Genomic DNA, 24,369 nt, shown 5'->3' with positions numbered 1-24,369 from the left:
CGGGGTTCTGTCGTCGGGATCGCGGCGGCGCGGCCCGGGGCCGGGTGGCGTCGCGGGGGCCGGAGCGGCGACGTCTGATCCGGAGCGGCGGCGTGGAATCAGGGCAGCGTCGCGGGTCCGGCCGGACGGGACGAACCGCCGGTCACCGCCCGCCGGGTCCGACGGGCCGCCGGAACGAACCGCCGGTCACCGCCCGCCGGGTCCGACCGCGCCCGTCACGGCCCGCCCGGCAGGACGGCGGGACCGGGTCCCGCGCCGGGAAGGGGCACGGCACCCGGCCCCCCGTGGCTCAGGCCACCGGCTTGTACGGACGGGCCGTCGCCCCGTGCGGGCGCTCCGCGTCGGAGCCGCACAGCTCGGAGTTCAGTTCCTCGACCAGCCGCACCAGGTCGGTGGGCCGGTCGGGGCCCCACCAGTCGCCGAGCAGTTCGCCCAGGGACTCCTCGCGGGCCCGGGACAGCCTCCCGGCGACCTCGCGGCCCTCGTCGGTGAGCGTGAGCTCCACCCCCTCGCGGCGGGTCAGGCGGCGCTCCTCCAGCTGGCGGGCCGCGGCGATGACCACGTTCAGGGGCACGGCGCTGTGCTCGGCGAGCGCCGCCGGTTCCTCCCGGCCGTGCCGCCTGATCCGCAGCAGCAGCCAGCTCGCGGCGGGCAGCAGGTCGTAGCCCGCCCGTGCGGTGATCCGTTCGTAGATCTCGCGCCGCCCCTCGCGGGTGCCGAGCACGGACAGCGCCCGGCACACCTCGTCGTAGGAGGACCGCTCGACCGGGTTGCTGGCGAGCGTCTGCGTGGCGTCCGGGGCCGTGACCGAGCTCCGCAGCCTGTCCTCGCGCAGGAACCAGGCAAGCACGAACCCGAGCAGCGCCACCGGGGCGGCGTACAGGAAGACGTCGGTGATGGAGGAGGCGTACGCGTGCAGGACGGGCGCCTGCAGCGCGGCGGGGAGTTCGGCGATGCCCTTCGGGTCGGCCTTGAGGGTGTCCACGCTGAGACCGGCGGGCAGTTGCTGTCCGCTGAGCGCCGCCGCCAGCTTGGTCCCCAGGCGGCTCGCGAACACGGTGCCGAAGATGGCCACGCCGAAGGAGGCGCCGATGGAGCGGAAGAAGGTGGCGCCGGAGGTGGCGACGCCCAGATCCTCGTACGGGACCGCGTTCTGCACGATCAGCACGAGCACCTGCATGACCAGGCCGAGGCCGAGACCGAAGACGAAGAAGAAGGCGCTCATCTCGCCGGTGCCGCTGTTCTCGTCGAGCTGGTGCAGCAGGAGCAGCCCGACGGTCGTGATCCCCGTGCCGGCGATCGGGAACACCTTCCACCGGCCGGTGCGGCTGACGATCTGGCCGGAGACGGTGGAGGAGAGCAGCAGGCCGAACACCATGGGCAGCAGGTGCACCCCGGACAGGGTCGGCGAGATGCCCTGGACGACCTGGAGGAACGTCGGCAGATAGGTCATCGCGCCGAACATGGCGAAGCCGACGACGAAGCTGATGACGGCGGACAGGGTGAACGTCCGGACGCGGAACAGCTTCAGCGGCAGCACCGGTTCGGCCGCCCGGCGCTCCACGGCGACGAAGGCGACCGCGAGGACCACCGCGAGCACCGCCACCCCGATGAGCTGCGGCGAGCTCCAGCCCCACGTCGTGCCGCCCAGCGACGCGACGAGGATCAGACAGGTCGCGACGGCGGCGATGAGCAGGGTGCCGAGGTAGTCGATCACGTGGCGGGCGGTGCGGCGCGGGATGTGCAGGGCCGTGGCGATCACGGCGAGCGCGACCACACCGACGGGCAGGTTGATGTAGAAGACCCAGCGCCAGCTCAGGTGCTCGGTGAAGAACCCGCCGAGCAGCGGTCCGAGCACGCTGGTCGCGCCGAAGACGGCACCGAACAGCCCCTGGTACTTGCCGCGTTCGCGCGGCGAGACGATGTCGCCGACGATCGCCATGGACAGCACCATCAGCCCGCCGCCGCCCAGCCCCTGGAGGGCCCGGTAGCCGATGAGCTGCGGCATGTTCTGCGCCATGCCGCACAGCGCGGACCCGATCAGGAAGATCACGATCGCGAGCTGGAACAGCCGCTTGCGCCCGTACTGGTCGCCGAGCTTGCCCCACAGCGGCGTCGCGGCCGTCGAGGCGAGCAGGTACGCGGTGACGACCCAGGACAGGTGCTCCAGGCCGCCGAGCTCGCTGACGATGGTCGGCAGCGCGGTCGACACGATCGTCTGATCGAGTGCGGCCAGCAGCATGCCCAGCAGCAGTGCGCCGATCGACACGAGAACGCTGCCGTGCACGTGCTCCTCGCCGGGGGCGCCCCCCTTCGTCACCACCGCGTCAGTGCCCCGTGCGTCCCCGCTCATACGGACCTCCCGTGCGCCCAGGCGTCCTGGTCAACTCCCATCGTGATCGGAGTGTCCCGTTATGGCCTGTTGAGTCCTCCCCGAAGCCGGGAATCCCGGGGTGCCGAGGAGATTCCGTGGAGGCGGTCTGGATACTCTCTGGAGTCCGTGAGGGGGAGGGACCACACGTGAGCGGAACCAAGGGGCACGTCTGCCCGGAGTGCGGGACGCACCGGGAGGCCGACGGAACTCCGTCCTGCGCCTGCACCCGGCGCGCCTCGGACGCCCTGCGTGACGCCCGTACGGCGGAGGCGGCAGCGGCGGAGGACTTCGACCCGCTGCGCATCCGGCCCTACGTGGAGCTGGGCCGGGCGTCCCGGGACGCGGACGAGGACCCCGCCCGGGACGCGGCGGCGGAACCGGCCGGCGACGCGCCGCACCCCGCCGCGCGTGCGCAGGAGCCCCCGGCCCGCGCGACCCCGCCGCCTCCCGAGGCGCCCGCCGAGCGCACCATGCCGCTGACGGCCGCGGTGACGCCGTCGCCGGCCGAGCACACGATGCCGTTGACGGCCGTCGGCACGTCCTCGCCGGCCGAGCACACCCTGCCGGTGATGGCCGCGGGCACGTCGGAGCCCGCACCGGACGACATGCGCCTCTTCCAGGACCCGGCGACCGGGCCGGGCACCGCGCCGTCGAACCAGGAGCCGCCCCGGCGCCGTCGCCGTACGGCGCTGCTGGTGGTGGCCGGGGCCGTCGTGGCCGTGGTGGCCGCCGCGGGGCTGGCGAGCGGGGTCCTGTCGTACGACACGCCGGAGCGGGACGCCCCGGCGCCGCAGGCGGTGCGCGCGAGCGTGCCGGAGAAGTCGTCGCCGCGGGCCGACGCGTCCCCGTCGAGGAGCACCTCGTCCTCGCCGGCCGCCTCCGGCGGTCCCACGGCGTCGGCCGGCGCGGACGCGTCGCCCTCCGCCTCGCCGTCGAGCCCGTCGGCGACCCCGTCCCGCTCGAAGAAACCCGCGGAGACACCGACGACCGCCCGGGCCACCGGCTCGGTCCGGCCCCCGTCCGACGAGCCCGAGGAACTCCGCGCCCCGATCCTGCGCCGCGGCGACAAGGGCGCCGAGGTGGCCGAACTCCAGCTACGGCTCAGGCAGTTGGGCCTCTACTCCAGCGACATCAACGGAAACTTCAACGAGCAGGTCGAGTACGCCGTGCGCCGCTACCAGTGGGCCCGCGGAATCGGCGCCGACGAGCCGGGCGTCTACGGCACGGCCACCCGCACCCGCCTGGAGTCGGAGACGTCCCAGCCGTAGCGCGGCAGGGACTGGGGCGTACGGGGCCTGACCCGACGGGGCGGAGTCGCCGGGTGCCCGACTCCGGGCGGCCCTGGGGCACGGGAGCCGGAGCTTACGAAGACCGGAAAAATCGTCGGCACCGGTGTCCTCCGGGCCGGGGCCGACAGGGCCGGAAGTCGACGGGGGCCCGGGGACGACGGGGCCCGGAACGACAGAGGCCCGGGTCCTCCCAGGACCCGGGCCCACGCTTCGGCGTCAGCCGATGTGCAGCCGTATCGACCCGTCCGCGGCGGCCTCGACGCGCACCTGCGTGAGGTCGGCGACCAGGGCGTCGGGGCCGTGGACCGCGGCCCGGGGGCCGACGCCGACGACGCGCATCCCCGCGGCCTTGCCGGCCGTGATGCCCGCCCCGGAGTCCTCGAAGACCACGCAGTCCTCGGGCGCGACGCCCAGCTCGGCGGCGCCCTTGAGGAAGCCCTCGGGGTCCGGCTTGCTCGCGCCGACCGACTCCGCGGTGATCCGCAGGTCGGGTAGTCCGAGTCCGGCGGCGGCCATGCGGGCGGTGGACAGGCCCACGTCGGCGGAGGTCACGAGCGCGTGCGGGAGCCCGGCGAGGGACGCGAGGAAGGCCGACGCACCCGGCACCTCCACGACGCCGTCCATGTCGGCGGTCTCCTCGGCGAGCATGCGGGCGTTGTCCGCGTGGTTCTGCTCCATGGGCCGGTGCGGGAGCAGGACCGCCATGGAGGCGTAGCCCTGGCGGCCGTGGACGACCCTCATGACCTCGTCCCCGTCGAGCCCGTGCCGGTCGGCCCAGCGGCGCCAGCAGCGCTCGACCACGGCGTCGGAGTTGACGAGGGTGCCGTCCATGTCGAGCAGGAGGGCGCGGGCGGTCAGAACGGTGGTGGCCGTCATCGGCATGCTCCAAGACGCGGGAGGGGGAGCCGCACGGGGCACCCGGGGACAAGGCGGCCCCGCCCGCCGGTCAGGGGAAACGGGCGGGAGCCACTTTGTTTCTTCACGATACAAAACAAAGGGCCCCTGACGCCACCGCACCCGACCAGCGGCTTCACGAAGCCGGGTCGCGGGTGGCCGGCATCGGGGAGGACGACCGGAGCGCGGAGGCCGAGTGCGGGACGCCCCGGCGCGGAAGCGTCCCGCGCGGGGCTGCCCGACGCGGGGCACCCCGAACGGGAAAGGATCGGCGCGGCACGGCCGGGACCGGATCCCGTCCGCGTGGCACGGACCGAGCCCGGGCTGATCCGCACGGGACGGCCGGCCATGGACCCGCCCGACGCGGGGCGGCCCCCACCGGAACCGACCCGCACGGAACGCCCCGCACCGGAACCGACCCACGCCGGACAACCGGCAACGGACCCGCCCGACACGGGACGGCCCGCACCGGAACCGACCCGCACGGGAGGACTGGCCGCGCACCCGCCCCGTCGGCGCGGGCGGGTCATCCCGCCACCGCCTCGTACAGGCTCCACAGGCCGAGGCCCAGCATCAGCAGGGCCGCGATCTTGGTGATGAGCGCGAGCGGCACCCGCTTCATCAGGGCCTTGCCGCCGACGATGCCGAGCCCGGCGACCGCCCACAGCGCGAGGACCGCGCCCAGGCCGACGGAGAGCGGGTCGTCGTACCGGGCGGCGAGGTTGGCCGTCATGATCTGGGTGAGGTCGCCGAACTCGGCGACCAGGATGAGCATGAAGCCCGCCCCCGAGACCTTCCAGAAGCTCTGGTTCTCGGGCTTGCGGACCTCCTCCTCGTCCTCGTCCTTCTTCAGCAGCAGCACGGCGGCGCCCGCGAGGAAGAGCACGCCGGTGAGCGCGTGCACGATCTGCTGCGGAAGCAGGGTCAGGACGCTGCCCGCCGCGACGGCGAGCGCCACGTGGACGGCGAAGGCGGCGGCGACGCCGGCGAAGACGTACGAGGCGCGGTAGCGCGTGCCGAGCACGAGTCCGGCGAGCGCGGTCTTGTCCGGCAGCTCGGCAAGGAAGACGACGCCGAAGACGAGCGCCGTCACGCTGATGCTGATCAAAGTTCCTCAATCGGTCGGGGCCGCCCCGCCGAGAGTGCTGTACTGCGCTGCGACACCTCGGCACGGCAGCACACGCGGGCACCCGCGCGGGAACGCGCGGGCGGTGCACTGCTTGCCGAAGGTCTCGCTGGCCGGTCCCGCGATCGGGACCTGCCTCCGGGCGCCGGCTCAGACGAGCTGAGCAGTATGTCGACGGTCCGGCGAAGAGCTACTCCCCTTCTGCGCCGTCCATCCTACGGGACGCCCGCGCAGGACCCACAGGGCCATTGGTCCCGTCACGACCCTTGCTTTGTCATGTACGCGTCATTAGCTTCTCACCCGACGCACATCTCCCGGAAACACGACGCCGCAAGCATGTGCTCGCTCGCCCCAACGGCCCACCATCTGCAGGGAGTTCGCATGCCCAAGGTCTACGCGCGTCGACGGCTGAGCATACTCGCAGCCGCCACCGGTCTGATAGCCATGGCCGGCGTTTTCAACGGCCCCACCGCCTCCGCCGCGCTGCCGACCCCGGTCAGCGCCTCCACCGCGCGGACCTACCTCTCCTCGCTCACCGTGGCGACCGAGGACCGCACCGGCTACAGCCGCGACCTCTTCCCGCACTGGATCACCATCAGCGGGGCGTGCAACACCCGCGAGACGGTCCTGAAGCGCGACGGCTCCAACGTCGTCACCGACTCCGCCTGCGCCTCCGTCCGCGGCAGCTGGTACTCGGTCTACGACGGCGCGACCTGGACCGCCGCCTCCGACCTGGACATCGACCACCTGGTGCCGCTGGCCGAGGCCTGGGACTCGGGCGCCGACAACTGGACCACCTCGCAGCGCCAGGCCTTCGCCAACGACCTGACCCGCCCGCAGCTCATCGCTGTCACGGACAACGTGAACCAGGCCAAGGGCGACCAGGACCCGGCCACCTGGATGCCCTCGCGCACCGCCTACGCCTGCACTTACGTGCGCGCCTGGGTCCAGGTGAAGTACTACTACAACCTCTCGGTCGACAGCGCGGAGAAGTCGAAGCTGTCCTCGGTGCTCAGCGGCTGCTCATAGCCCGCCACTTACGGGGAACCCTGTCCTGTGCCTCCGTCGTTTCGTACCGTACGGGGCGACGGAGGAAGGTGATCGCCGTGTCGGAGCTCCTGCTGGGCCCCCTGCTCAGGTTCGTCGACGACTCGTCCGCGACCGTATGGGTCGAGACGAGCCGTCCGTGCACCGCCGAGGTGCGGTGCGCCGAGGGCGCCAAGGGGGAGTCCCGCACCTTCCAGGTGGCCGGGCACCACTACGCCCTCGTGGTGCTGACCGGCCTGGAGCCGGGCTCGGCGTCCACGTACGAACTGCTGCTGGACGGCACGCCCGTCTGGCCGCTGGCGGACTCGCCCTTCCCGCCCCCGGTCATCCGCACCCTCGACCGGGACAGCGGGGACAGCGTCCGGGTCACCTTCGGCTCCTGCCGCTGGGCGGCCCCGCCCGGGGACGAGAAGGATCCGGTGGGCCCCGACGCGCTGGACACGCTGGCGGCGCGGCTGTCCTCCACGCCGGACGCCGAGCGGCCCGACGTGCTGCTCCTGCTCGGCGACCAGGTGTACGCGGACGAGACCTCCGAGTCGACCCGCGACTGGATCGCCACCCGGCGCAGTCTGGACGAGCCTCCCGGCGAGCAGATCGCGGACTACGAGGAGTACACCCGGCTGTACCACGAGTCGTGGCGGGACTCCGAGATCCGCTGGCTGCTGTCCACGGTCCCGAGCTGCATGATCTTCGACGACCACGACGTCATCGACGACTGGAACACCAGCGCGTCCTGGCTGGCCGACATCCGCGCCACGTCCTGGTGGCGCGAGCGCATCCTCGGCGGCCTGATGTCGTACTGGGTCCACCAGCACCTCGGCAACCTCTCCCCCGCCGAGCTGGAGGCCGACCCGGTCTACGCCGCCGTCCGCGCCGCCCCCGACGGCACGGACGTCCTGCGGGACCACGCCGCCCGCTCCGACGCCGAGCCGTCCTCCGTGCGCTGGAGCTACCGCCGCGACTTCGGCCGCGTCCGCGTCGTCATGCTCGACTCCCGGGCGGCCCGCGTCCTGGACGAGCAGCACCGCTCCATGCTGGACGCGGGCGAGGAGCGGTGGCTGCGCGAGCAGGTGATGGACCGGCGCGACGCCTACGACCACCTGCTCATCGGCACCTCCCTGCCCTGGCTGCTCCCCCACCTGATCCACGACGCCGAGACGTGGAACGCGGGCGTGTGCCGGGGCGAGCGCGGGGCCCGCTGGGCGCGCATCGGTGAACAGGTGCGCAGGAAGGCCGACCTGGAGCACTGGGCGGCGTTCCCGGAGTCCTTCGAGGCGCTGCGGCAGCTCATCGCCGAGGCGGGCAGCGGCGAGGGGGCCCCGGCGACGGTGCTGGTGCTCTCCGGCGACGTGCACCACGCGTACGTCGCCGAGCCCACGTGGCCCGGTGACGCCGCCCCGGACGCCCGGGTCCTGCAGCTGACCTGCTCGCCGGTCCACAACTCGATCCCGCTGTCGATGCGGATCGGGTTCCGCTTCGGCTGGAGCCGGACGGGGCGTGCCATCGGGCGCCTGCTGTCCCGGCACGGACGCCAGGGCCGGCCCGCCGTGTCCTGGCGCAGGACGGGCGGCCCCTGGTTCGGCAACCAGCTGATGACGCTGACGTTGCGGGGCCGGGCGGCGCGGCTGCGCCTGGAGCAGGCCCGGGCGAACGGCGACAGCACCCGTCTGATCGCGGTGGAGGAGTCCCAACTCACCCCCTCATAGGGCCATTTCACCGGGTTGCCGGGTGCGTTGTCCCGGATGCCCGTGAGGCATCCCACACCCGGTCCCGATCATCCGTCCCGGGCTCGGACACCGCGGCGTACGGCGGCATGATGAGGCGGACCGTCCGCTTCCGGCGGGCGGTCCGCCGCCCTTGCGCCCCCCACGCCCGGGAGTCACCTCCTTGTCTGCAGCACCCGCGGAAACCGTGCCCGCCGCCGTCGCCCTGATCGGCGCGGGACCCCGCGGCACCAGCGTCCTGGAGCGCCTGTGCGCCTCCGCACCCGAACTGCTGGCGCCCGGAACCCGTCTGACGGTCCATGTGATCGACCCGTCGCCGCCGGGACCCGGCCGGGTCTGGCGGACCACCCAGCCGTCCGAGCTGCTGATGAACACCGTTGCCTCCCAGGTCACCCTGTTCACCGACGAGAGCGTCGGGTGCGCGGGACCGGTGCGCCCCGGCCCGAGCCTGCACACCTGGGCCGACGAGTCCGGCACCGAGGACCGGCTCGGCCCCGACGACTACCCGACCCGCGCGCAGTACGGCCGCTACCTCGCCTGGGTCTTCGCGCGCACGGTGCGCAGCGCCCCGGCCGGCGTCCGCGTCGAGGCGCACGCCGCGCACGCCGTCCGCCTGGACGACGGTCCCGACGGCCGCCAGACGGTCACCCTCTCCGACGGCCGCTCCCTGGAGGGCCTGAGCGCGGTGGTCCTCGCCCAGGGCCATCTGCCGGTGCTCGCCGGCCCCGGGCAGCGGCGACTGGGCGCGTACGCGGACCGGCACGGGCTGCGTCACGTGCCGCCCGCCAACCCGGCCGACGTCGACCTCGCCCCGATGTCGCCCGGCGAGCCGGTGCTCCTGCGCGGACTCGGCCTCAACTTCTTCGATCACACGGCCCTGTTCACGACGGGCCGCGGCGGGCGCTTCGTCCGGACGCCCCGGGGACTGCGCTATCTGCCCTCGGGCGAGGAGCCGCGCCTGTACGCCGGTTCCCGACGCGGCATCCCCCACCAGGCACGCGGCGACAACGCGAAAGGCCCCTGCGGCCGGCACACTCCCCTCGTCCTCACCCCGGATGTGATCTCCCGTTTCCGCGAGCGCGCGGACTCCGGCGAGGCACCGGACTTCCTCGGCGAGATATGGCCCCTGATCGCGAAGGAGGTCGAAACGGTGTACTACGAGACGCTGTTGAGGCTTCGGGGGACGGCACACGGGCGGTCCGGTTTCCGTGAGCGCTTCCTCCGCGCGGAGCACGACGGCTCACAAGAGGCCGCGCTGCTCGACGAGTTCGGCGTTCCGGGCGCCGACCGCTGGTCCTGGGACCGGCTCTCCCGCCCGTACGCCGGCCGGTCCTTCGCGGGTCCCCGCGTCTGGCGCGACTGGCTGCTGGCGCATCTGCGCGAGGACGCCGCGCAGGCCGCCCTCGGCAACGTCGACGGTCCCCTCAAGGCCGCTCTGGACGTGCTGCGCGACCTGCGCAACGAACTGCGGCTCGTCGTGGACCACGGCGGCCTCCCGGGCACCTCGCGCCGGGACCACCTGGACCGCTGGTACACCCCGCTCAACGCCTTCCTGTCCATCGGCCCGCCCCGGCGCCGGATCGAGGAGATGGCCGCGCTGATCGAGGCGGGGGTCCTGACGGTGGTGGGTCCGCGGCTGCGGGTGCGGCCCGAGGACGGCGGATGGCTGGCCGACTCCCCCGACGTGCCGGGCTCGGCCGTACGCGCGACGACGCTCGTCGAGGCGCGGCTGCCGGAGCCGGATGTGCGGCGGACGGCGGACGAACTCCTCGCCCGGCTGCTGAAGACGGGCGGGTGCCGCCCGCACACCGTCGACGGCTACGAGACCGGAGGGCTGGACGTGACGCCCCGCCCGTACTACCTGATAGACAGTCAGGGAGAGCCTCACGCACGGCGGTTCGCCTTCGGCGTGCCCACGGAGGGCGTGCACTGGGTGACCGCCGCCGGCGCCCGGCCAGGGGTGGATTCGGTCACGCTTTCGGACGCCGACGCGGTCGCGCGGGCGGCCCTACGTGCGACGACGTCCGGAACGGAGTCCCGGACGGAGGCGGAGCCGTGGCCTGATGTTGAACTTGCAAGCATTGATTAGGCGCACCTAACCTGTGACTCCTCGGTTCACTCCCCGAGACCGGTCCGTCCGCGGACCGGCCCCGACCGAAGGAGCCCCCCACATGACCGGACGCCTCGACAGCGCCCAGCCCTACGCCATCGGCCTCTTCCGCATCGTCGTCGGCCTGCTCTTCGCCTGCCACGGCGCCGCCTCGCTCTTCGGCGTCCTCGGCGGCGCCCAGGGCGGCGGCTCCGTCCCCGCCGGCACCTGGCCGGGCTGGTACGCGGCCGTCATCCAGCTCGCCGGCGGCACGCTGGTGCTCCTCGGCCTCGGCACCCGCGCCGCGGCCTTCGTCTCCTCCGGCTCGATGGCGTACGCGTACTTCGACGTGCACCAGCCGTCGGCCCTGTGGCCCCTCCAGAACGGCGGCGAGCTCTCCGTGCTGTTCTGCTGGTCCCTGTTCCTGCTGGTCTTCACCGGCTCCGGCGCCCTCGGCGTCGACCGGCTCCTCGCGGGCCGTACGTCCCCGGCCGACGAGGACAAGGCCGCCGCGGACCGGGCACCGGCCGCGGTCTGACACCACGAGCCGGCGCCTGCCCCGTCCCGGCGGGCGCCGGCCCAGCCCGCTCCACGGAGTCCCGGCCCGGTCCCGCTCCACGGACCGACCCGACCCGCGCAGATCCGGCCGGACCCGCCGCCTGGAGACCCGGCCCGGCCCTGGCCACGGAGACCCTGCCCTGCCGCACGTCCCGGCGTCAGCCGCTTTCGGGGGACCAGCCGAAGGGGACCGTGAAGCAGGCCAGCCGCCCGCCGCTCATCCCCGGCTGGTCGTGCACCACGACGGAGGACGCCCCGCCCCTCCGGAACCCCCAGTCGTGCTCGGCCAGCGCCTCCCCCGCTCCCCGCCCGTCGGCCGTGAAGTCCAGCCACACCTCGTTGCCGGGGTTGGCGTAGTCCGGGTCCATCGACGGCTGCACCGGGTCCTCGCGGTGCTGGTAGTGCCCGCCCGCGTCCGCGGGGTCCGCGCCGCAGGGGTTCCGGTGCACGTGGACGCCGTACGTGTGACCGGGCCGCACGCCCGCCATCCGCAGCCGTACGGCCGTGGCGCCCCGCCCGTCGCCGCGCTGGCCCACCTCGACCCGTGCGCCCGCCGGCACGAGGTCCGTGTCGTACGTCAGCGCCGCCGAGGAGGCGAAGGCACCGGCAGGCGCGAACCGGCCGGCCGTCCGCATCCAGGAACCGTCCGGCGCCGCCTGCACCCGGTCGGGCCCGTCCGGCCCCCGCATGCCCTGCGCCGGCGCGCCGCCCGCCGCGAAAACGGTCGCCGCCAGCACCCCGGCGCATATCGCTGCCACCATCGTCAGTCCCGCTTCCTCGTCGTCACTCCACCGGATTCAGTTCGTCCGTTTCGTTCGTACGGGAAGTCCGTGCTGGACGCCGTACCGATGGCGCACCCGGGTGAACGCGATGTGGCGAACACATGCGCCCCCCGTGGATCTCCTGTCACACCTCACGCGTACGCTGTATGGCTGTCACAGGCCGCCCTGCCGCTCCTCCCGACGTCGCGGCGTGGTCGTGCCCACGGGGGAGTCCAGGGGAGTGTGCGGTGCTTGAAAGTGTGGGGTCGCTGACCGGCAGCCCATGGATCTACGCCGTCGTGGCCATGTCCGTCCTGCTCGACGTCTTCCTGCCTGTGCTCCCCAGCGGGGTCCTGGTCATCGCCGCGGCGACGGCGGCCGCCGCGGGCACCGCGACCGGCGCCGCGGTCCCGCACGACGTGCCCGACCTCCTGGCCCTCGCCCTCTGCGCGGCCACCGCCTCGGTCCTGGGCGACATGGTGGCGTACCGCCTCGCCTGGCGCGGCGGCGAGCGCCTCGACCGTGCCATCGCCCGCTCGCGCCGCCTGACCAGCGCGCAGGAACGTCTCGGCGGGGCCCTCGCCCGGGGCGGCGGCGTCCTGGTCGTGGTCGCCCGCTTCGCCCCGGCCGGCCGCTCGGTCGTCTCCCTGTGCGCGGGCGCCGCCCATCGCCGCGTCCGCGAGTTCCTGCCCTGGTCCATCCTGGCGGGCGTCGCCTGGACCGCGTACAGCGTCGCCCTCGGCTACTACGGCGGCCAGTGGCTGGGTGCCACGTGGCTGGCCACGGCCGTCTCCTTCGGAGCGCTGTTCGCCGCCGGGGCCGGCGCGGGCTTCCTCATGCGCCAACCCCGCGCGCAGCGGTGAGGACGGGGTCCGCGGCGGAGAACGGGGGCGCGGCCGAGGGCGGGAGCGCGACCGAGGGCGGGATCACTGGCGGGCGGGCTCTGGGCGTCGGGGTGACGGCGGGAGGGTGAGCTGGCGGGCTCCGCGTGACCGGGTGGGACTTGCGTGAGCGGGTGGGACCTGCGTGAGCGGGTGGGACCTGCGTGAGCGGGCATGCTTTGGGCGCCCTGCACTAGTGCTAGTGCTAGTGCTAGTGCTAGCACTAGCGGGTGACAGGGTTATCACCCTCCGACTCCGATGTCTCCGAAGCGACATGTCGACTCTGCGGCACGGCGGCCCGGCGGCCCGGCGCAGGTGGCTCCGGGCCGGCCGGGGTGACTTCGCTTACGAGGCGACCGAGCGGGGCGCCGACTGTCCCCGCACCTCCAGGCCGTCCAGCAACTCGGCCGTCGCCGCGGTGACGGCTTCGACGGCCCGGTCGAAGACCTCGCGGTTGTGCGCGGCCGGCGCCCGGAAGCCGGACACCTTGCGGACGTACTGGAGGGCGGCGGCCCGGATGTCGTCCTCGGTCGCCTCCTCGGGGAGTACGGGCGGACGGAGCGTCTTGATGCTGCGGCACATGCGTCCAGTGTCGCGCGTACATCGCCGTCCCGGCCCGGGAACAGCTTTCTGTTCCCGGCGATTGTTCAGTACATGGCCACAGGGGAGATCACGTGCGGCGCCCGCCGTGTCGTAGCGCCGTTCTCCGAGCACTGGGGCCACCGCAGGCAGGACGGCGTCACCGACAGGCGTCCTCGCGGGCCGGAGTCACCGAGCGCCCGCACCTGTCGGCCCCCGGCGCGTCCGTACGGCTGCGGCGACTGAGATCATCCACACCGAGGCGGCCACCGTGACGGGGCCGACCGACGAGAGGACCGGGACACATGACGAAGAACCAGCCCTTGGAGCAGCACGGCCCCCTGCCCGGAAAGCCGCTGACGGTCGCGGTACTGGGCCCCGGCGGCGTCGGCGGACTGCTGGCGGCGCTCATGGCGCGGGCCGGGCACCGGGTGATCTGCCTGGCCGGCGACGAGACGGCGGGGGCGCTGCGCGACGGCGGCGTCCAGGTGCGCAGCGGCACGTTCGGTGACTTCACCGCGCCGGTCGAGGCGGACACCGAGCTGCGCGAGCCGGTCGACGCCTGCCTGATCGCCGTCAAGCACACGGCGCTGGACGCGGCGCTGGACCGCGTACCGGCGCACGTTCTGGGCGGGAACGGCCTCGTCGTGCCGTTCCTGAACGGTGTCGAACACCCCGCGGCCCTGCGCGCCCGGTACGGCGCCGCCCGGGTGGCGCCGGCCGTCGTCCGCGTGGAGTCGACCCGCGTGGCCCCCGGGGTGATCGAACACGGCAGCCCCTTCGCGGAGATCGACCTGACCGGGGACGCCGTTCCGCGCGAGGACCTCGACGCCCTCGCCGGGGCACTCGCGGCGGCCGGACCGACGGTGCGGGTGCTGGACGACGAGGTCGCCGCGCTGTGGGCGAAGATGTCGTTCCTGGCGCCCTTCGCCCTGCTGACGACGCGGTACGCGCTGCCGCTGGGCGAGGTGCGCACGGGCCACCGCGAGGAGCTGACGGCGCTGGTCGAGGAGACGGCCGCGGTCAGCAGCGCGAGCGGCGCCCCGGCGGACCCGGCTCAGGCCCTCGCCCGCTACGACTCCTTCCCGCCGGGCATGCGGTCCTCCATGCAGCGCGACGCGGAGGCGGGCCGCGCCCTGGAACTCGACGCGATCGGCGGGGCGTTGCTGCGGGCGGCCGACCGGCACGGGGTGCCGGTGCCCGTGACGGCGCGCCTGGTACGGGAGTTGGCCGACCGGACGCGCTGAGCGGGGGCCGGGGCACGGCCCCCGGGGGTCACCGGCAGGCCGGTCAGACGCGGGTCTTGGCCAGCAGCTCGATGACCTCGGCGGTCGTGCCCCTCTCGCCCAGGCGGGGGAAGATCCGCTCGACGCTGTTGCGGTGGGCCTCGGCGTCGAGGTCGGACATGGCGTCGGTGGCGAGGGTGACGTGGTACCCGTGCTCGTGGGCCGCCCGTGCGGTGGACTCCACGCCGATGCTGGTCGCGATGCCGGTCAGCACGATCTGCGTGATGCCGCGGCGGCGCAGCTGGAGGTCGAGGTCGGTGCCGTGGAAGGCGCCCCAGTTGCGCTTCGTCACGGTGATGTCCCCGGGGTGGCCGGCGAGTTCGTCGACGATGACGTCCCAGCCCTCCGGCCGGCTGCCGCCTGGGCGTCCCTGGTCGGTACGGCCGGGCACGGCGTCCGCTCCGTCGGCGGCCGCGGTGACGCGCACCAGCACCACGGGGAGCCCGTGGGCCCGGAAGGCACCGGCGAGCTCGGCGGCCCGGGCCACCACCTCGGTCCCGCCGAGCGGCACGGTGGGCGCGGCGACGATCCCGTTCTGCAGGTCGATCACGACGAGCGCGGTACGGGGGTCGAGGGTGGTGAGAGACATGGGGGCCTTCCGCAAGGGTGTGGGGGTGTGGGGGTGTGGAGCCACGGCGGGCATGGGGGCATCGGCGGGTGTGGGGGGCATCGGGGGCGAGGTGACTTACGGGCTCATGGCCGGGTGAGCCGTTCCACCAGGGCGATCGCCTCGATGACGGTCTGCCGCTCGGCTTCGGTGCAGCGGTCCTGGAACGCCCGGGCCAGCCACTCCTCGCGAGCCTGCCGGTTGCCCTCGACGTGCTCGCGACCGGCGTCGGTGAGGGTGACCAGCTGACGGCGCCCGTCGCCGGGGTCGGGATTGCGCGTGATGAGCCCGTGCCGCTCCAGCGCGGCGAGGGTGGCGGCCATCGACTGCGGGCGGACCCCCTCGGCGGCGGCCAGCCCGCTGGCCGTGGCGGCCCCGCTCTTGCCCAGCAGGGTCAGCGCGGACACCTGGGACGGTGTGAGCTCCTGGGTCTCGGCGACCTCACGGATACGCCGCCGCAGCCGGCTGAAGACCACGCGGAGATCCTGCGCGGCCCGGGCGGCGGAGTCGGAGATCCCCGCGCCTTCGCCGGTCATGCGCCCGCCTCCTCGATCATGCGTCCACGGTAAAACCATCAGGCTGGCCTGTCCAGTTTGACCTGAACAGTTCAGACTCCACAGTCGGGTTGCGTAAAATGGCGGCGAGGTGAACTCAGCGCCGTGACAGGGCGGTTGGGGCCGCTCGGAGCGGACCGGCGCTCGTCGCCGTATGAGCCGCGCTCGGGGCACCCGGGACCTGCGATACGGAACGACACTCGGGGCGCCGGGGACGGTGGCCGGAACCCGGCGCCCACCCGTTCGTGTGAAGTCACGCGCGAAGTCACCGGAGGAACTCGCATCCCTAAATCGAACAGGCGTACCATTGCGGTGTGGCAGCGACCCCCTATGACTTCCCGAGTGACCTCCTGGCCGGCCAGGAGGAGCTGCATCAGGTCCGGGCGGAGCTCCTGGCCCTGCTCAAGCGACTTCCCTGGTCGGTGGAGCCACTGGACGGCTTCAGCGACGGGCACGGCTGGCGCAAGGTGGAACGCCCCGCGTCCCCCGGCTGGACGCCCGACGAACAGGCCGAGGTGGAGAAACTCCGGCAGCGCGAAAGGGAGTTGGCCGTCTTCGTGACCTGCCACCGCTTCTGGGACGAGGTCGCGACCGGGGAGAAGGTCGACGCCCGCAGCAAGCTGAAGCACGCACCGGAGAGCGCCGCCCCGGACGCGAGCCGGTCCTAGCCCGGCCCCGCACAGCGGAGAGCCCCACCCCGGACACGAGCCGACGGTCGCCCGGGCCCGCGGACCGGGGAGCCCCCCTCACGCGAGCCGCTCGTAGCCCCGGGCCCGCCCCGAGGCCCCTCCCCCGCTCACTGCGCGCCGACGGATCGGTGGTGGCGCTGACGCAGCTCCAGCGCGCCGACCGTCTGGCCGCCGCTCGTCTCACCCGTGAGACGGAACCCGAGCCCCAGATAGAAACGCTCGGGACCGTCCTCGCCCGGGTGCCAGGTGGTCGTCAGCAGGGTGCCGCCGCGACGGCGGATCTCGGCGGCCACGGACTCGACGGCGAAACGCCCGTAGCCCCGGCCCTGCTCGCCGGCGGCGACGTTGAGACGCCAGAGGCCGGAGCGGATGTCCGTACCACTGCCGTCGCCCTTCCAGTCGATGCCGAAGAAGCCCATGAGGAAGCCGACAGGCCGGTCACCGTCGAGGATGAGGCGGGGCCAGGCGATGTCCGGATACACGTACGCCTCGGCGAGCGACTTCACGACCGGCGCGACGAGGTGCTCCTGGTCCGCCCGGACCCGCAGACCGAGTGGGCGTCGATGTTGTCCGGGGTGATCTCCGCCAACCGAGGTGACCTGTCCATGCCGGAACCCTAAGGGGAGTTGCCCTGGGCCGTGGAGACCGGCAGCGGCCCAGGGCCCTTGTCAGGCGCTCATCAGTCAGGCGCTCATCAGGACCTGGCCCGACGACTGTTCAGCTCCACCCGGCTCCGCGGTCACGACCGCGTGGCGGTCCCGCAGCCCGCCTCGTCGGCCGCCCGCACAAGGGTATCCATCGACGTGCTCCGGTCGTACGGGTCGACCTCACGGCCGTCTCCATTGGGCGAGGGCGCGCGCTCCGCGTCGAACTCGGGGATGAAGTAGCCGGTCTCGTTGTCGCAGCCGCCGTTGGCGGTGTCCGACTTGTAGGAGACGAGGGAGAACGTACCCGGCTCGACGACGACCTTCGCCGGGTCGTCCCAGCTCAGCACCACCTCGCGGCGCACGACGGTGCGCGCGACCTCGTCGCTTCCCGCCGCGGCGCGCACGACGGGATACACGTACGTGACGTCGGTGATCACCTCGACCGCACCGCGCTTGCCCTCCAGGTAGGTCATCCGGCCCCGCGTCTTGACCACGTCCCCGACGAGCCGGACCTTCGTCTTCTCGAACCGGCTGAAGAGAAGCAGCGGGTCGTCCTCGCTGCTGGGTGCGCGGAACGCGGTGGCCAGGTAGTCCTGGACGTCCCGCTGATGCGGGTTGATCAACGCGATCGCCTTCGTCGGCCGCTCACCGCGCAGACTGGACGCGTCGAGGAAGTCCCGTGTCCTGTCGAGCGCCTGCGCGACCTGCGCCTTGTTCATCCACCCGGTCGCCCGCGCCTCGGGCACACCGATGCCGGCCGTCCCGTCGTCCCACTGCGCCGCGGGCGACCCCCTGAACGGCTCCTTCAGGGTCGGTCGCGGGGCCACCGCTTCCGTGGGCGGCGGCTGATCCGGATACTCCGACTCCGCGGCGAGCGGCGTACGCTCACCGCTTCCGCCCCCGAACCATCCGGCCACCCGCCCGGGGTTCAACGCCACGAGCAGCAGGGCGACGGCGACCAGCACGCCGACCACGTACCAGCCCTTGCCCCTTCGACGCCGGGCCGGCTGGTGACTCCGCCACGGCGTGGGAGGCGCGGTCTCCTCGCGCAGCCGCCGCGCCACCATCCGGGCCCGCGCCGACGGCTCCTTGGGCGCACCCTGAGCCCTCGCCTCAGCGTCACGAAGGAAGCGCTCCCACTCCTCGTCCGGTATGGACTCCCCGACCTCGCCCACGACGGGCCCCACCCTTCTTCCCCACCCGACCCTCCCCAGGGCCGACCGACACGGAGGCATCCTCACACAGCCCAACTCGACCACTGGTGACGGGCGGTGGGACAAGGACGCGCTGGCCAGGCGCGAGAGGCCGGCCGCGCTCGCAAGATCACCGACCCGACGGGCGCGGACGGGTAGGCCGAGCGCCTCGGCGACCTCCTGGTAGGTCAGGTCGGCCCAGGCCACAAGCAGCAGGACATGCCGGTCGGCGGCGGACAGCGCGGCGAGCGCATCCGCGAGCGGGGCGGGGTCGGCGACCAGGTCCGCGGTGTCCTCGACCCAGCCGGCCTCGACGGGGTCCTGGCCGGTCCTGGCCAGCGCCCGCAGGCCGCGTACTTCCTTCCGGCGCTGCTTGCCGATGAGGTTCGCGGCGATTCCGTACAGCCAGGGCCGGGCACTGGCCCGCGAGGAGTCGTAGCGGGCACGCACCCGAAAGGCGGTAAGGAACGTGTCAGCCGACGTCGTCCGCCGCGTGGTCGCCGAGGCGCCGAGCCGCGTACCGGTGGATGTCGGGTGCGTACCGGTCGTAGAGCCGGGCGAACAGCTCGGGATGTTCCAGGGACCGCGCGATGACATGGCCGTCGCGCTCGTCGCCGAGGTCGAGCGCCGGTGAAGTCCAATCACGGGTCCTCCGTCAGCGGGTGGGGGTCGAGCGTGTCACCCGTTGTTCCCCGCGGCCCCGCCCCGAGTTCACGGCCGCACAGGGTTCCCTCAGGCAGCGGGCGCGACCGTACGCGATCGGCGGCGCCGGCATGTCCCCGTGCGGGTGCGGCACGACGGCCTCCGCGCGCCCCATCCGGCACGTCAGTGGCACGCCGACCGAAGAGGGACGAATGCCCGGATTACCGGAGCAACACCGGCCGACCTGGGCCCCGTTGGGCTCCTGGAGTAGGTAGGCACGGACGGCCCCGGACCGCCGACATCCGTAAGGGCGGATGTGGGCGGTGGCGCAGCTTCCCATCGCATCGGCTGTAGCGACGCCCCAGGCGAACGGTGTCTCGACTACGCCGAGCCGTCGCTGAGCGTGGTGACCGCACGATGTGGCACAACTGCCGGCCCCCAGCTTCGACGCATTCGACTGCGGCAGTGAGGGAAGCGACGTGCCGTTGGTCTCGTGGAACCACGCAGGCGATGTCCTGAAGTTGTGGACACTCACCGACGCCGGACGTGATGTCGTAGGGGTCGGTTAGCTTGCACGAATGACTGACTTGGATCCACTCGTGCCCACACTCCCGGTCCGCTCGTTGACATCGTTTGGTGGCTGGACAGCTGCGAGGACGAGGAGGTGGATCCCGACTCGGCCGTGAAGATCATGGAGAGCGTGGGCGGGGTGCTGCTGCGACTGCCAGCACCCCAGCGCGAACGGCTCTTGCAGGCACCCGCAGGCTTGGCCGAAGCGGAGGAAGAGCAGGCGCGGCAAGAGGTCTTGCAGTCGTTCCCCTTTGCTATCGGCCTGGTCGGAGACGAAGAAAACTGAGAACGCCAGCGGACGGTGATGCCAGCTCAGCCACAACTGATCACCGGCGGCCGTGACCTGCCGCCGCCTAAACGATCAGCGTCCTGACCTGCTGCTGACCGGAAGGGCGCTCGTGCGTTCGGGGCAGACTTCGCGGGCGAGGTCGCATCGTGGCGGCGGTTGTCGACCTAGTCGTCGTCAATGTGGCGTGACTGCGGCACGCCCCCCGGGTCATATAGAGCGGTCATGAAAACGATGCCGACAAACGGATTTCAGACTTCGCTGGACTGCGGACGTGCAACCAGGGCTAGGATAACCGGGACGAGCCGCAGCAAGACTCACAGAATGAGTCGCAACTAACGGGGGACCCGTGGCAAAGATCATCGCCATGTTCAACAACAAGGGTGGCGTAAGCAAGACGACTACATGCTTTAACCTTGGCTGGATGCTTGCTCAGCGCGGAAAGACCGTGATTATGGTGGATGCGGATCCGCAGTGCAATCTCACGGGTATGGTTTTGGATCTCACTCAAGTCGACGCGCTGGATAAGTTTTACTCGGAACACCCAAACCAGAACCTTCGCGACGCTTTGGATCCCGCCTTCCAATCACGCCCTCGCCCTCTCGCCCCTGTGGAGTGCGTACCCGTTTCCGGGAGAGACGGTTTGTTCCTCATTCCTGGCCATGTGGGCTTGGCTGAGGACGAGGTTTCACTTGGAGTTGCCCAGCAGCTTTCTGAATCGATCCAAGCTCTGAAGAACCTGCCAGGAAGCTTTTCTCACCTTTTTGAGATCACGGCGGATAGGTATAAGGCGGATTATGTAATTCTCGATTTGAGTCCAGGGCTTGGCTCGATTAATCAAAACCTCGTATCTATCTCCGACTACTTCATTGTTCCAGCAAGTCCGGACGTGTTCTCTGTCATGGCAATGGATTCTCTGGCTCGCGTGTTGCCGAAGTGGATTCGCTGGGCAGAGAGGGCTGCGGAGTTGGACGCGCTGGCAAAGGCCGATTACGTTTTTCCGCATCCGAAGTTGAAATTCTTGGGCACCATCGTGCAGCGTTATCGCCTCAAGAATGGAGCCCCGACAATCGCCTTTCAGGAGTACTTCAATGCCCTGGACGGTGCTATCAAGGACACGTTGGTCCCCGCCTTGAGGTCCAGCGGTCTGATGTTGGACGAGTCGCTGTACCGCGGAGTTGGCGAAGAACCTCCGTACCGACTTGCATCAATTCCCGATTTCAACACGCTGATTGCCAACTCGCAGCAAAGCCGCAAGCCCGTTTTCGAGCTTACAAAGCAAGATGTAAATCGGGGTGGCAGCGTATGGGAGCTGACGGCTGTCAATATCGAAAAGTTCCGCGACACCTTCGATGGTTTGGCCAGTCGCGTGGAATCGTTGACAGGCGAGGAAGCCTAATGGCGACCCGCCGCTTCCCTGAATTCGAAAGAGAAGTGAAGCGTGCTCGCGATCTGGTCGGTATCGGGCAGTCACTGTCATCGATCACGAACGGCCTGATAGGCGGTGAAGACCACTTCAGATCAGCTCTGGTGCACGCTGTAGCCGCTCTGGATTCATATGTCCATGGAGTGGTACTTGACCGCGCTGTCGATATCCTAATGGGGCGACTTGCGGTGGCCGCTCCATCGAGAGTCGGCTTGAGCTTTTCGGCCATTGGGAAAATCATGTCTGCAGGCCCGCCTGGAAGTGCTGCTGTCGAGTTGGCCTCTCGCACATATGTGGCTGAGCGTCTCGGTCTGGAAACGTACCAACGTCCAGACGACGTGGCCTCTGCTCTCGCAATGGTGGGAATTCAAAAAATTTGGTCGACGGCCTTTCCTGGCGATTCCCACACGCAGAAAACAGCTTTGGGTGTGGTTGTAAGTCGACGAAACCGAATTGTGCATCAATGTGACCTCGATCCTTTGCCGGGCGGTACAATCACGTCAATTTCATCGGATGATGCACTAGGCGCCATAACCACAATTGAGCACATTGTCACGAAGCTCGATCAAAGCTGTTGACGCTAAAGCGAAGGTCGGCGGAACGGCTTTGGGCTGGAGCTGCTTTGGGGCGAGTGATCATGGCCCCGTAAGTTGACGGCGAGTCGGGTAGTCAGTGGACCTGCCCGTAAAGCAAGACGGTGGGGCCATGATCTTAGAGGCTCGTCCTAAAGTGGCTGCCTAAAAGACGCCGTTTCTGATGGCGGGTCTGTCTCGTTGCCGGGGTATGGCAGGTCTCGTAGAGCGGCTGGTGCCGGAGAAACTGTGGGAACTGTTTCGGCGTGTGGTGCCGCCGACTGAGGTGGTCCGTCCGCAGAGTGGAGGGAAGAGGCGGGCCGACGATCGCGAGATCTTGGCCGGGATCGTCTTCGTCGCCACCTCTGACTGCACTTGGCGGCGACTGCCGCCTGTGTTCTTGCTGGCAGACGGTCTATCCGACGGAACAACTTCCGGCGTATCTGGCTCCGTGCCCTCGAGGCGACCGGCCTCGGTGACGTCCACTTCCACGATCTGCGGCACACCGGAAACACCCTCGCCGCGACTGGCGGCGCCACCACCCGCGAGCTGATGCATCGCATGGGCCACTCATCCGTGCGGGCCGCGCTGATCTATCAGCACCTCGTCAACGGCCGCGACCACCAGATCGCGGACTACGTGGACGGTCAGATCAAGAAGGTGAAGCGGCCCCCGCACGGACCATCTGGCACGTGAGTGGCACGGCGGCGAGAAGTCGCGGAGAAAGATCAAGGCCCAGGTCTCTGGCTTCGCACCGGTTGACCTGGGCCTTACTGGCTCTAACACAAGCTGTTGATCATGTGACTGTTGGCTTGTCCACTCGTTGATCTGGTCGTGGGGAAACGCCAGTCGCGACCGTGGATCGTGTCGGATGAACTCTGGTCGCTCATCGAGCCGTTGCTGCCCGAGCCGGGCCCGAAGCAGGTCGAGGGCACACCTTGAGTGCCGGACCGTCAGGCCCTGTGCGGGATCCTCTTCGTCCTGCATACCGGGATCCAGTGGGAGTACCTGCCCCAGGAGCTGGGCTTCGGCTCGGGGACGACCTGCTGGCGCCGCCTGGCGGCCTGGAACGAGGCCGGCGTCTGGGACCAGCTGCACGTGCTGTTGCTGGAGAAGCTGCGGTCGAAAGACCAGCTGGACTGGTCGACGGCGGTGATCGACTCCTCGCACGTCCGCGCGGCCCGGCGGGGCCCAAAAGCGGACCCAGACCGGTCGACCGCGCACGTCCGGGCAGCAAGCACCACCTCATCGTCGACGGACAGGGCATCCCGCTCGCGGTGTCGCTGACCGGCCGAGACCGCAACGACGTCACCCAACTCGAGCCTTTGCTGGACAAGATCCCGGCCGTCGCGGGCCAGGCCGGCAGACCGCGCCGACGGCCCGACGCGCTGCTGGCCGACCGCGGTTACGACCACGACAAGTACCGTCGCCTGCTCTGGCAGCGAGGGATCCGCCCCGTGATCGCGAAGCGAGGCGAGCCGCGCACTGGCCTGGGCATCTTTCGCTATGTCGTCGAGCGCACGATCGCCTGGCTCCACGGCTTCCGCCGCCTGCGGATCCGCTGGGAACGACGCGACGACATCCACGAAGCGTTCCTCGGACTCGCCGTCTGCCTGATCATCCACCGCCACGTCCAACGGCTTTGTTAGGGACAGTAAGGCCGTGGCATCCACCCCCCTCCTCAAGCCTCGCGGACAACCTCCACCACCACTCACCCCAGCTCCCATCCCGTCTGCCGTCGACCCACACACCGTGGAGCGGGCGTGGTTCATGGCGTCCAGGTGGAGCGCGCCACTGTACGAACGACCTGGACGCCATGGGCCGCGTCTGCTCGGCTCTGCCTGGGGCGACGGCAGACGGGATGGGAGCTCCCCGCGCACGCCACCCACGGCCGGCACTCGCGAAGGGCGCCCCCGCCATCTCAGAGCCAGAGCGCCCCGCCGGAGGCACCTCTTTGACCCGCGGGTGACTTCCACGCTTCTGCCCGCTGCACGGAGCGCGCCGCCGGGCGCGGCCAGCCGGGGCGCAGACAGGAGGCAGGCCGCGCCGCAAAGGCGGCGCGCGCCCGCGCCGTGCGCGGGCCTTGATGAAGTAGAGAAAGTTCTATCCCTTGGCTTCGCTGCGCTCCGCGCGGTACTCGTCCAGCAAGCTGAAGAACAGCTCCACCGCGGGCTTGTTCGTCGCTTCGGCCTCGCGCTCGATCTCGACCGCCCATCCCAGAGCACTGGGGTACTTATGGCCGAGGCGCTGCCAGAGCCACTCCGCAAACGGCCCCTGACTGCCAGGGCTCCAGAAGTCGAAGTCCTCCGGGATGCCGTGCACTCCCAGGGCGACTCGGTATCCGGTGAGCATCGACTCAAGGTGCTGCAAGGAACTGCCCCGCAGCCACATCCCAGGGCGCAGCCGAACCTCGTCGAGGAAGTCGTGCACGTCCCCCAACTGCGTCAGCTGCCTCGGTTTCTGCCCTGCTCCCTCAGATGCCGACATCAGCGCGCCCTAGCCATGAAGCAACTGCCTGCCGTCATGGCTCCACACGTGAGGCCCGTTGCCGTCCAAGGCGTCCAAGAACCCGATC

At 71.2% G+C, this 24,369-nt stretch carries 20 protein-coding genes and 5 pseudogenes; 14 read left to right on the top strand and 11 right to left on the bottom strand.

Translation table 11 applies throughout. From position 1 onward, the window contains the following. Positions 1-289 precede the first annotated feature (289 nt). Entirely contained in the window at positions 290-2,353 is a 2,064-nt protein-coding gene (locus tag ACWGIS_RS24060) for an MFS transporter (RefSeq protein WP_453364523.1), read from the bottom strand. A gap of 167 nt (positions 2,354-2,520) precedes the next feature. On the opposite strand from ACWGIS_RS24060, the gene ACWGIS_RS24055 reads away from it, so the two are divergent. Continuing rightward, the gene (locus ACWGIS_RS24055; protein ID WP_453364522.1) at positions 2,521-3,642 is read left to right on the top strand and encodes a peptidoglycan-binding domain-containing protein; all 1,122 of its coding nucleotides are present in this window, start codon (positions 2,521-2,523) and stop codon (positions 3,640-3,642) included. A 237-nt stretch (positions 3,643-3,879) separates the two neighbouring features. Here ACWGIS_RS24055 and ACWGIS_RS24050 read toward each other — a convergent pair whose 3' ends face one another. Further along, a complete protein-coding gene (locus ACWGIS_RS24050) occupies positions 3,880-4,545 on the bottom strand; it encodes an HAD family hydrolase (RefSeq protein ID WP_453364521.1) in 666 nt (221 codons plus the stop codon). 538 nt (positions 4,546-5,083) lie between these two features. Beyond that, a complete protein-coding gene (locus ACWGIS_RS24045; protein WP_453364520.1) occupies positions 5,084-5,665 on the bottom strand; it encodes a TMEM165/GDT1 family protein in 582 nt (193 codons plus the stop codon). A 399-nt stretch (positions 5,666-6,064) separates the two neighbouring features. On the opposite strand from ACWGIS_RS24045, the gene ACWGIS_RS24040 reads away from it, so the two are divergent. The 4 genes from ACWGIS_RS24040 to ACWGIS_RS24025 all read left to right on the top strand — a co-directional run bounded on the left by ACWGIS_RS24040 (position 6,065) and on the right by ACWGIS_RS24025 (position 11,081). Then, on the top strand, positions 6,065-6,712 hold the full coding sequence (locus ACWGIS_RS24040) for an HNH endonuclease family protein (protein WP_453364519.1): 648 nt from the start codon (positions 6,065-6,067) through the stop codon (positions 6,710-6,712). Between the two features lie 77 nt (positions 6,713-6,789). Then, positions 6,790-8,436, top strand: a complete 1,647-nt coding sequence (locus tag ACWGIS_RS24035) for an alkaline phosphatase D family protein (protein WP_453364518.1) — start codon at positions 6,790-6,792, stop codon at positions 8,434-8,436. 181 nt (positions 8,437-8,617) lie between these two features. Beyond that, entirely contained in the window at positions 8,618-10,543 is a 1,926-nt protein-coding gene (locus ACWGIS_RS24030) for an FAD/NAD(P)-binding protein (protein ID WP_453364517.1), read from the top strand. Positions 10,544-10,625: 82 nt separating this feature from the next. Further along, entirely contained in the window at positions 10,626-11,081 is a 456-nt protein-coding gene (locus ACWGIS_RS24025) for a DoxX family protein (protein ID WP_453364516.1), read from the top strand. 178 nt (positions 11,082-11,259) lie between these two features. Here ACWGIS_RS24025 and ACWGIS_RS24020 read toward each other — a convergent pair whose 3' ends face one another. Next, positions 11,260-11,862: a superoxide dismutase family protein gene (locus tag ACWGIS_RS24020; RefSeq protein ID WP_453364515.1), complete on the bottom strand. Its 603-nt coding sequence runs from the start codon at positions 11,860-11,862 to the stop codon at positions 11,260-11,262. A gap of 248 nt (positions 11,863-12,110) precedes the next feature. Here ACWGIS_RS24020 and ACWGIS_RS24015 point away from each other — a divergent pair, with 248 nt between their 5' ends. Next, positions 12,111-12,725, top strand: a complete 615-nt coding sequence (locus ACWGIS_RS24015) for a DedA family protein (RefSeq protein ID WP_453364514.1) — start codon at positions 12,111-12,113, stop codon at positions 12,723-12,725. A 363-nt stretch (positions 12,726-13,088) separates the two neighbouring features. Here the strand turns inward: ACWGIS_RS24015 and ACWGIS_RS24010 are convergent, their stop codons facing one another. Then, a complete protein-coding gene (locus ACWGIS_RS24010; protein ID WP_453364513.1) occupies positions 13,089-13,325 on the bottom strand; it encodes a DUF2277 domain-containing protein in 237 nt (78 codons plus the stop codon). Positions 13,326-13,627: 302 nt separating this feature from the next. Here ACWGIS_RS24010 and ACWGIS_RS24005 point away from each other — a divergent pair, with 302 nt between their 5' ends. Next, positions 13,628-14,569, top strand: a complete 942-nt coding sequence (locus tag ACWGIS_RS24005) for a ketopantoate reductase family protein (protein WP_453364512.1) — start codon at positions 13,628-13,630, stop codon at positions 14,567-14,569. 43 nt (positions 14,570-14,612) lie between these two features. Here ACWGIS_RS24005 and ACWGIS_RS24000 read toward each other — a convergent pair whose 3' ends face one another. Both ACWGIS_RS24000 and ACWGIS_RS23995 read right to left on the bottom strand, forming a co-directional pair. Beyond that, positions 14,613-15,197: a hydrolase gene (locus ACWGIS_RS24000; RefSeq protein ID WP_453364511.1), complete on the bottom strand. Its 585-nt coding sequence runs from the start codon at positions 15,195-15,197 to the stop codon at positions 14,613-14,615. A gap of 104 nt (positions 15,198-15,301) precedes the next feature. Then, a complete protein-coding gene (locus ACWGIS_RS23995; protein ID WP_453364510.1) occupies positions 15,302-15,751 on the bottom strand; it encodes a MarR family winged helix-turn-helix transcriptional regulator in 450 nt (149 codons plus the stop codon). Positions 15,752-16,083: 332 nt separating this feature from the next. Here ACWGIS_RS23995 and ACWGIS_RS23990 point away from each other — a divergent pair, with 332 nt between their 5' ends. Continuing rightward, complete coding sequence (locus ACWGIS_RS23990; protein ID WP_453364509.1) at positions 16,084-16,437, top strand: hypothetical protein; 354 nt, start codon at positions 16,084-16,086, stop codon at positions 16,435-16,437. A gap of 128 nt (positions 16,438-16,565) precedes the next feature. On the opposite strand, the pseudogene ACWGIS_RS23985 reads toward ACWGIS_RS23990, so the two are convergent. The 3 genes and pseudogenes from ACWGIS_RS23985 to ACWGIS_RS23975 all read right to left on the bottom strand — a co-directional run. Next, positions 16,566-17,065: pseudogene (locus ACWGIS_RS23985) on the bottom strand (GNAT family N-acetyltransferase). A 132-nt stretch (positions 17,066-17,197) separates the two neighbouring features. Continuing rightward, positions 17,198-18,280, bottom strand: a complete 1,083-nt coding sequence (locus ACWGIS_RS23980) for a hypothetical protein (protein WP_453364560.1) — start codon at positions 18,278-18,280, stop codon at positions 17,198-17,200. Positions 18,281-18,448: 168 nt separating this feature from the next. Further along, a pseudogene (locus tag ACWGIS_RS23975) lies at positions 18,449-18,890 on the bottom strand (RNA polymerase sigma factor); the annotation flags it as partial. A 714-nt stretch (positions 18,891-19,604) separates the two neighbouring features. Here ACWGIS_RS23975 and ACWGIS_RS23970 point away from each other — a divergent pair. From ACWGIS_RS23970 to ACWGIS_RS23945, 6 genes and pseudogenes are all read left to right on the top strand, one after another. Further along, positions 19,605-19,796 carry a hypothetical protein gene (locus ACWGIS_RS23970; protein WP_453364508.1) on the top strand — a complete coding sequence of 64 codons (192 nt, stop codon included), beginning with the start codon at positions 19,605-19,607 and terminating at the stop codon, positions 19,794-19,796. 349 nt (positions 19,797-20,145) lie between these two features. Then, positions 20,146-21,195, top strand: a complete 1,050-nt coding sequence (locus ACWGIS_RS23965; RefSeq protein ID WP_453364507.1) for a ParA family protein — start codon at positions 20,146-20,148, stop codon at positions 21,193-21,195. Then, complete coding sequence (locus ACWGIS_RS23960) at positions 21,195-21,800, top strand: hypothetical protein (protein WP_453364506.1); 606 nt, start codon at positions 21,195-21,197, stop codon at positions 21,798-21,800. The genes ACWGIS_RS23965 and ACWGIS_RS23960 overlap by 1 nt, the downstream gene beginning before the upstream one ends. 205 nt (positions 21,801-22,005) lie before the next feature. Beyond that, positions 22,006-22,203 (top strand): annotated as a pseudogene (locus tag ACWGIS_RS23955) (transposase); the annotation flags it as partial. 8 nt (positions 22,204-22,211) lie between these two features. Beyond that, a pseudogene (locus tag ACWGIS_RS23950) lies at positions 22,212-22,490 on the top strand (tyrosine-type recombinase/integrase); the annotation flags it as partial. A 138-nt stretch (positions 22,491-22,628) separates the two neighbouring features. Then, positions 22,629-23,443 (top strand): annotated as a pseudogene (locus ACWGIS_RS23945) (IS5 family transposase). Between the two features lie 454 nt (positions 23,444-23,897). Here the strand turns inward: ACWGIS_RS23945 and ACWGIS_RS23940 are convergent. Beyond that, positions 23,898-24,224 (bottom strand): hypothetical protein, encoded by a 327-nt coding sequence (locus ACWGIS_RS23940; protein ID WP_453364505.1) that lies wholly within the window; start codon positions 24,222-24,224, stop codon positions 23,898-23,900. Between the last annotated feature and the right edge of the window lie 145 nt (positions 24,225-24,369).

Source organism: Streptomyces sp. NPDC054842 (genome assembly GCF_053611025.1).
This window is presented reverse-complemented; position numbering and strand designations above follow the sequence as displayed.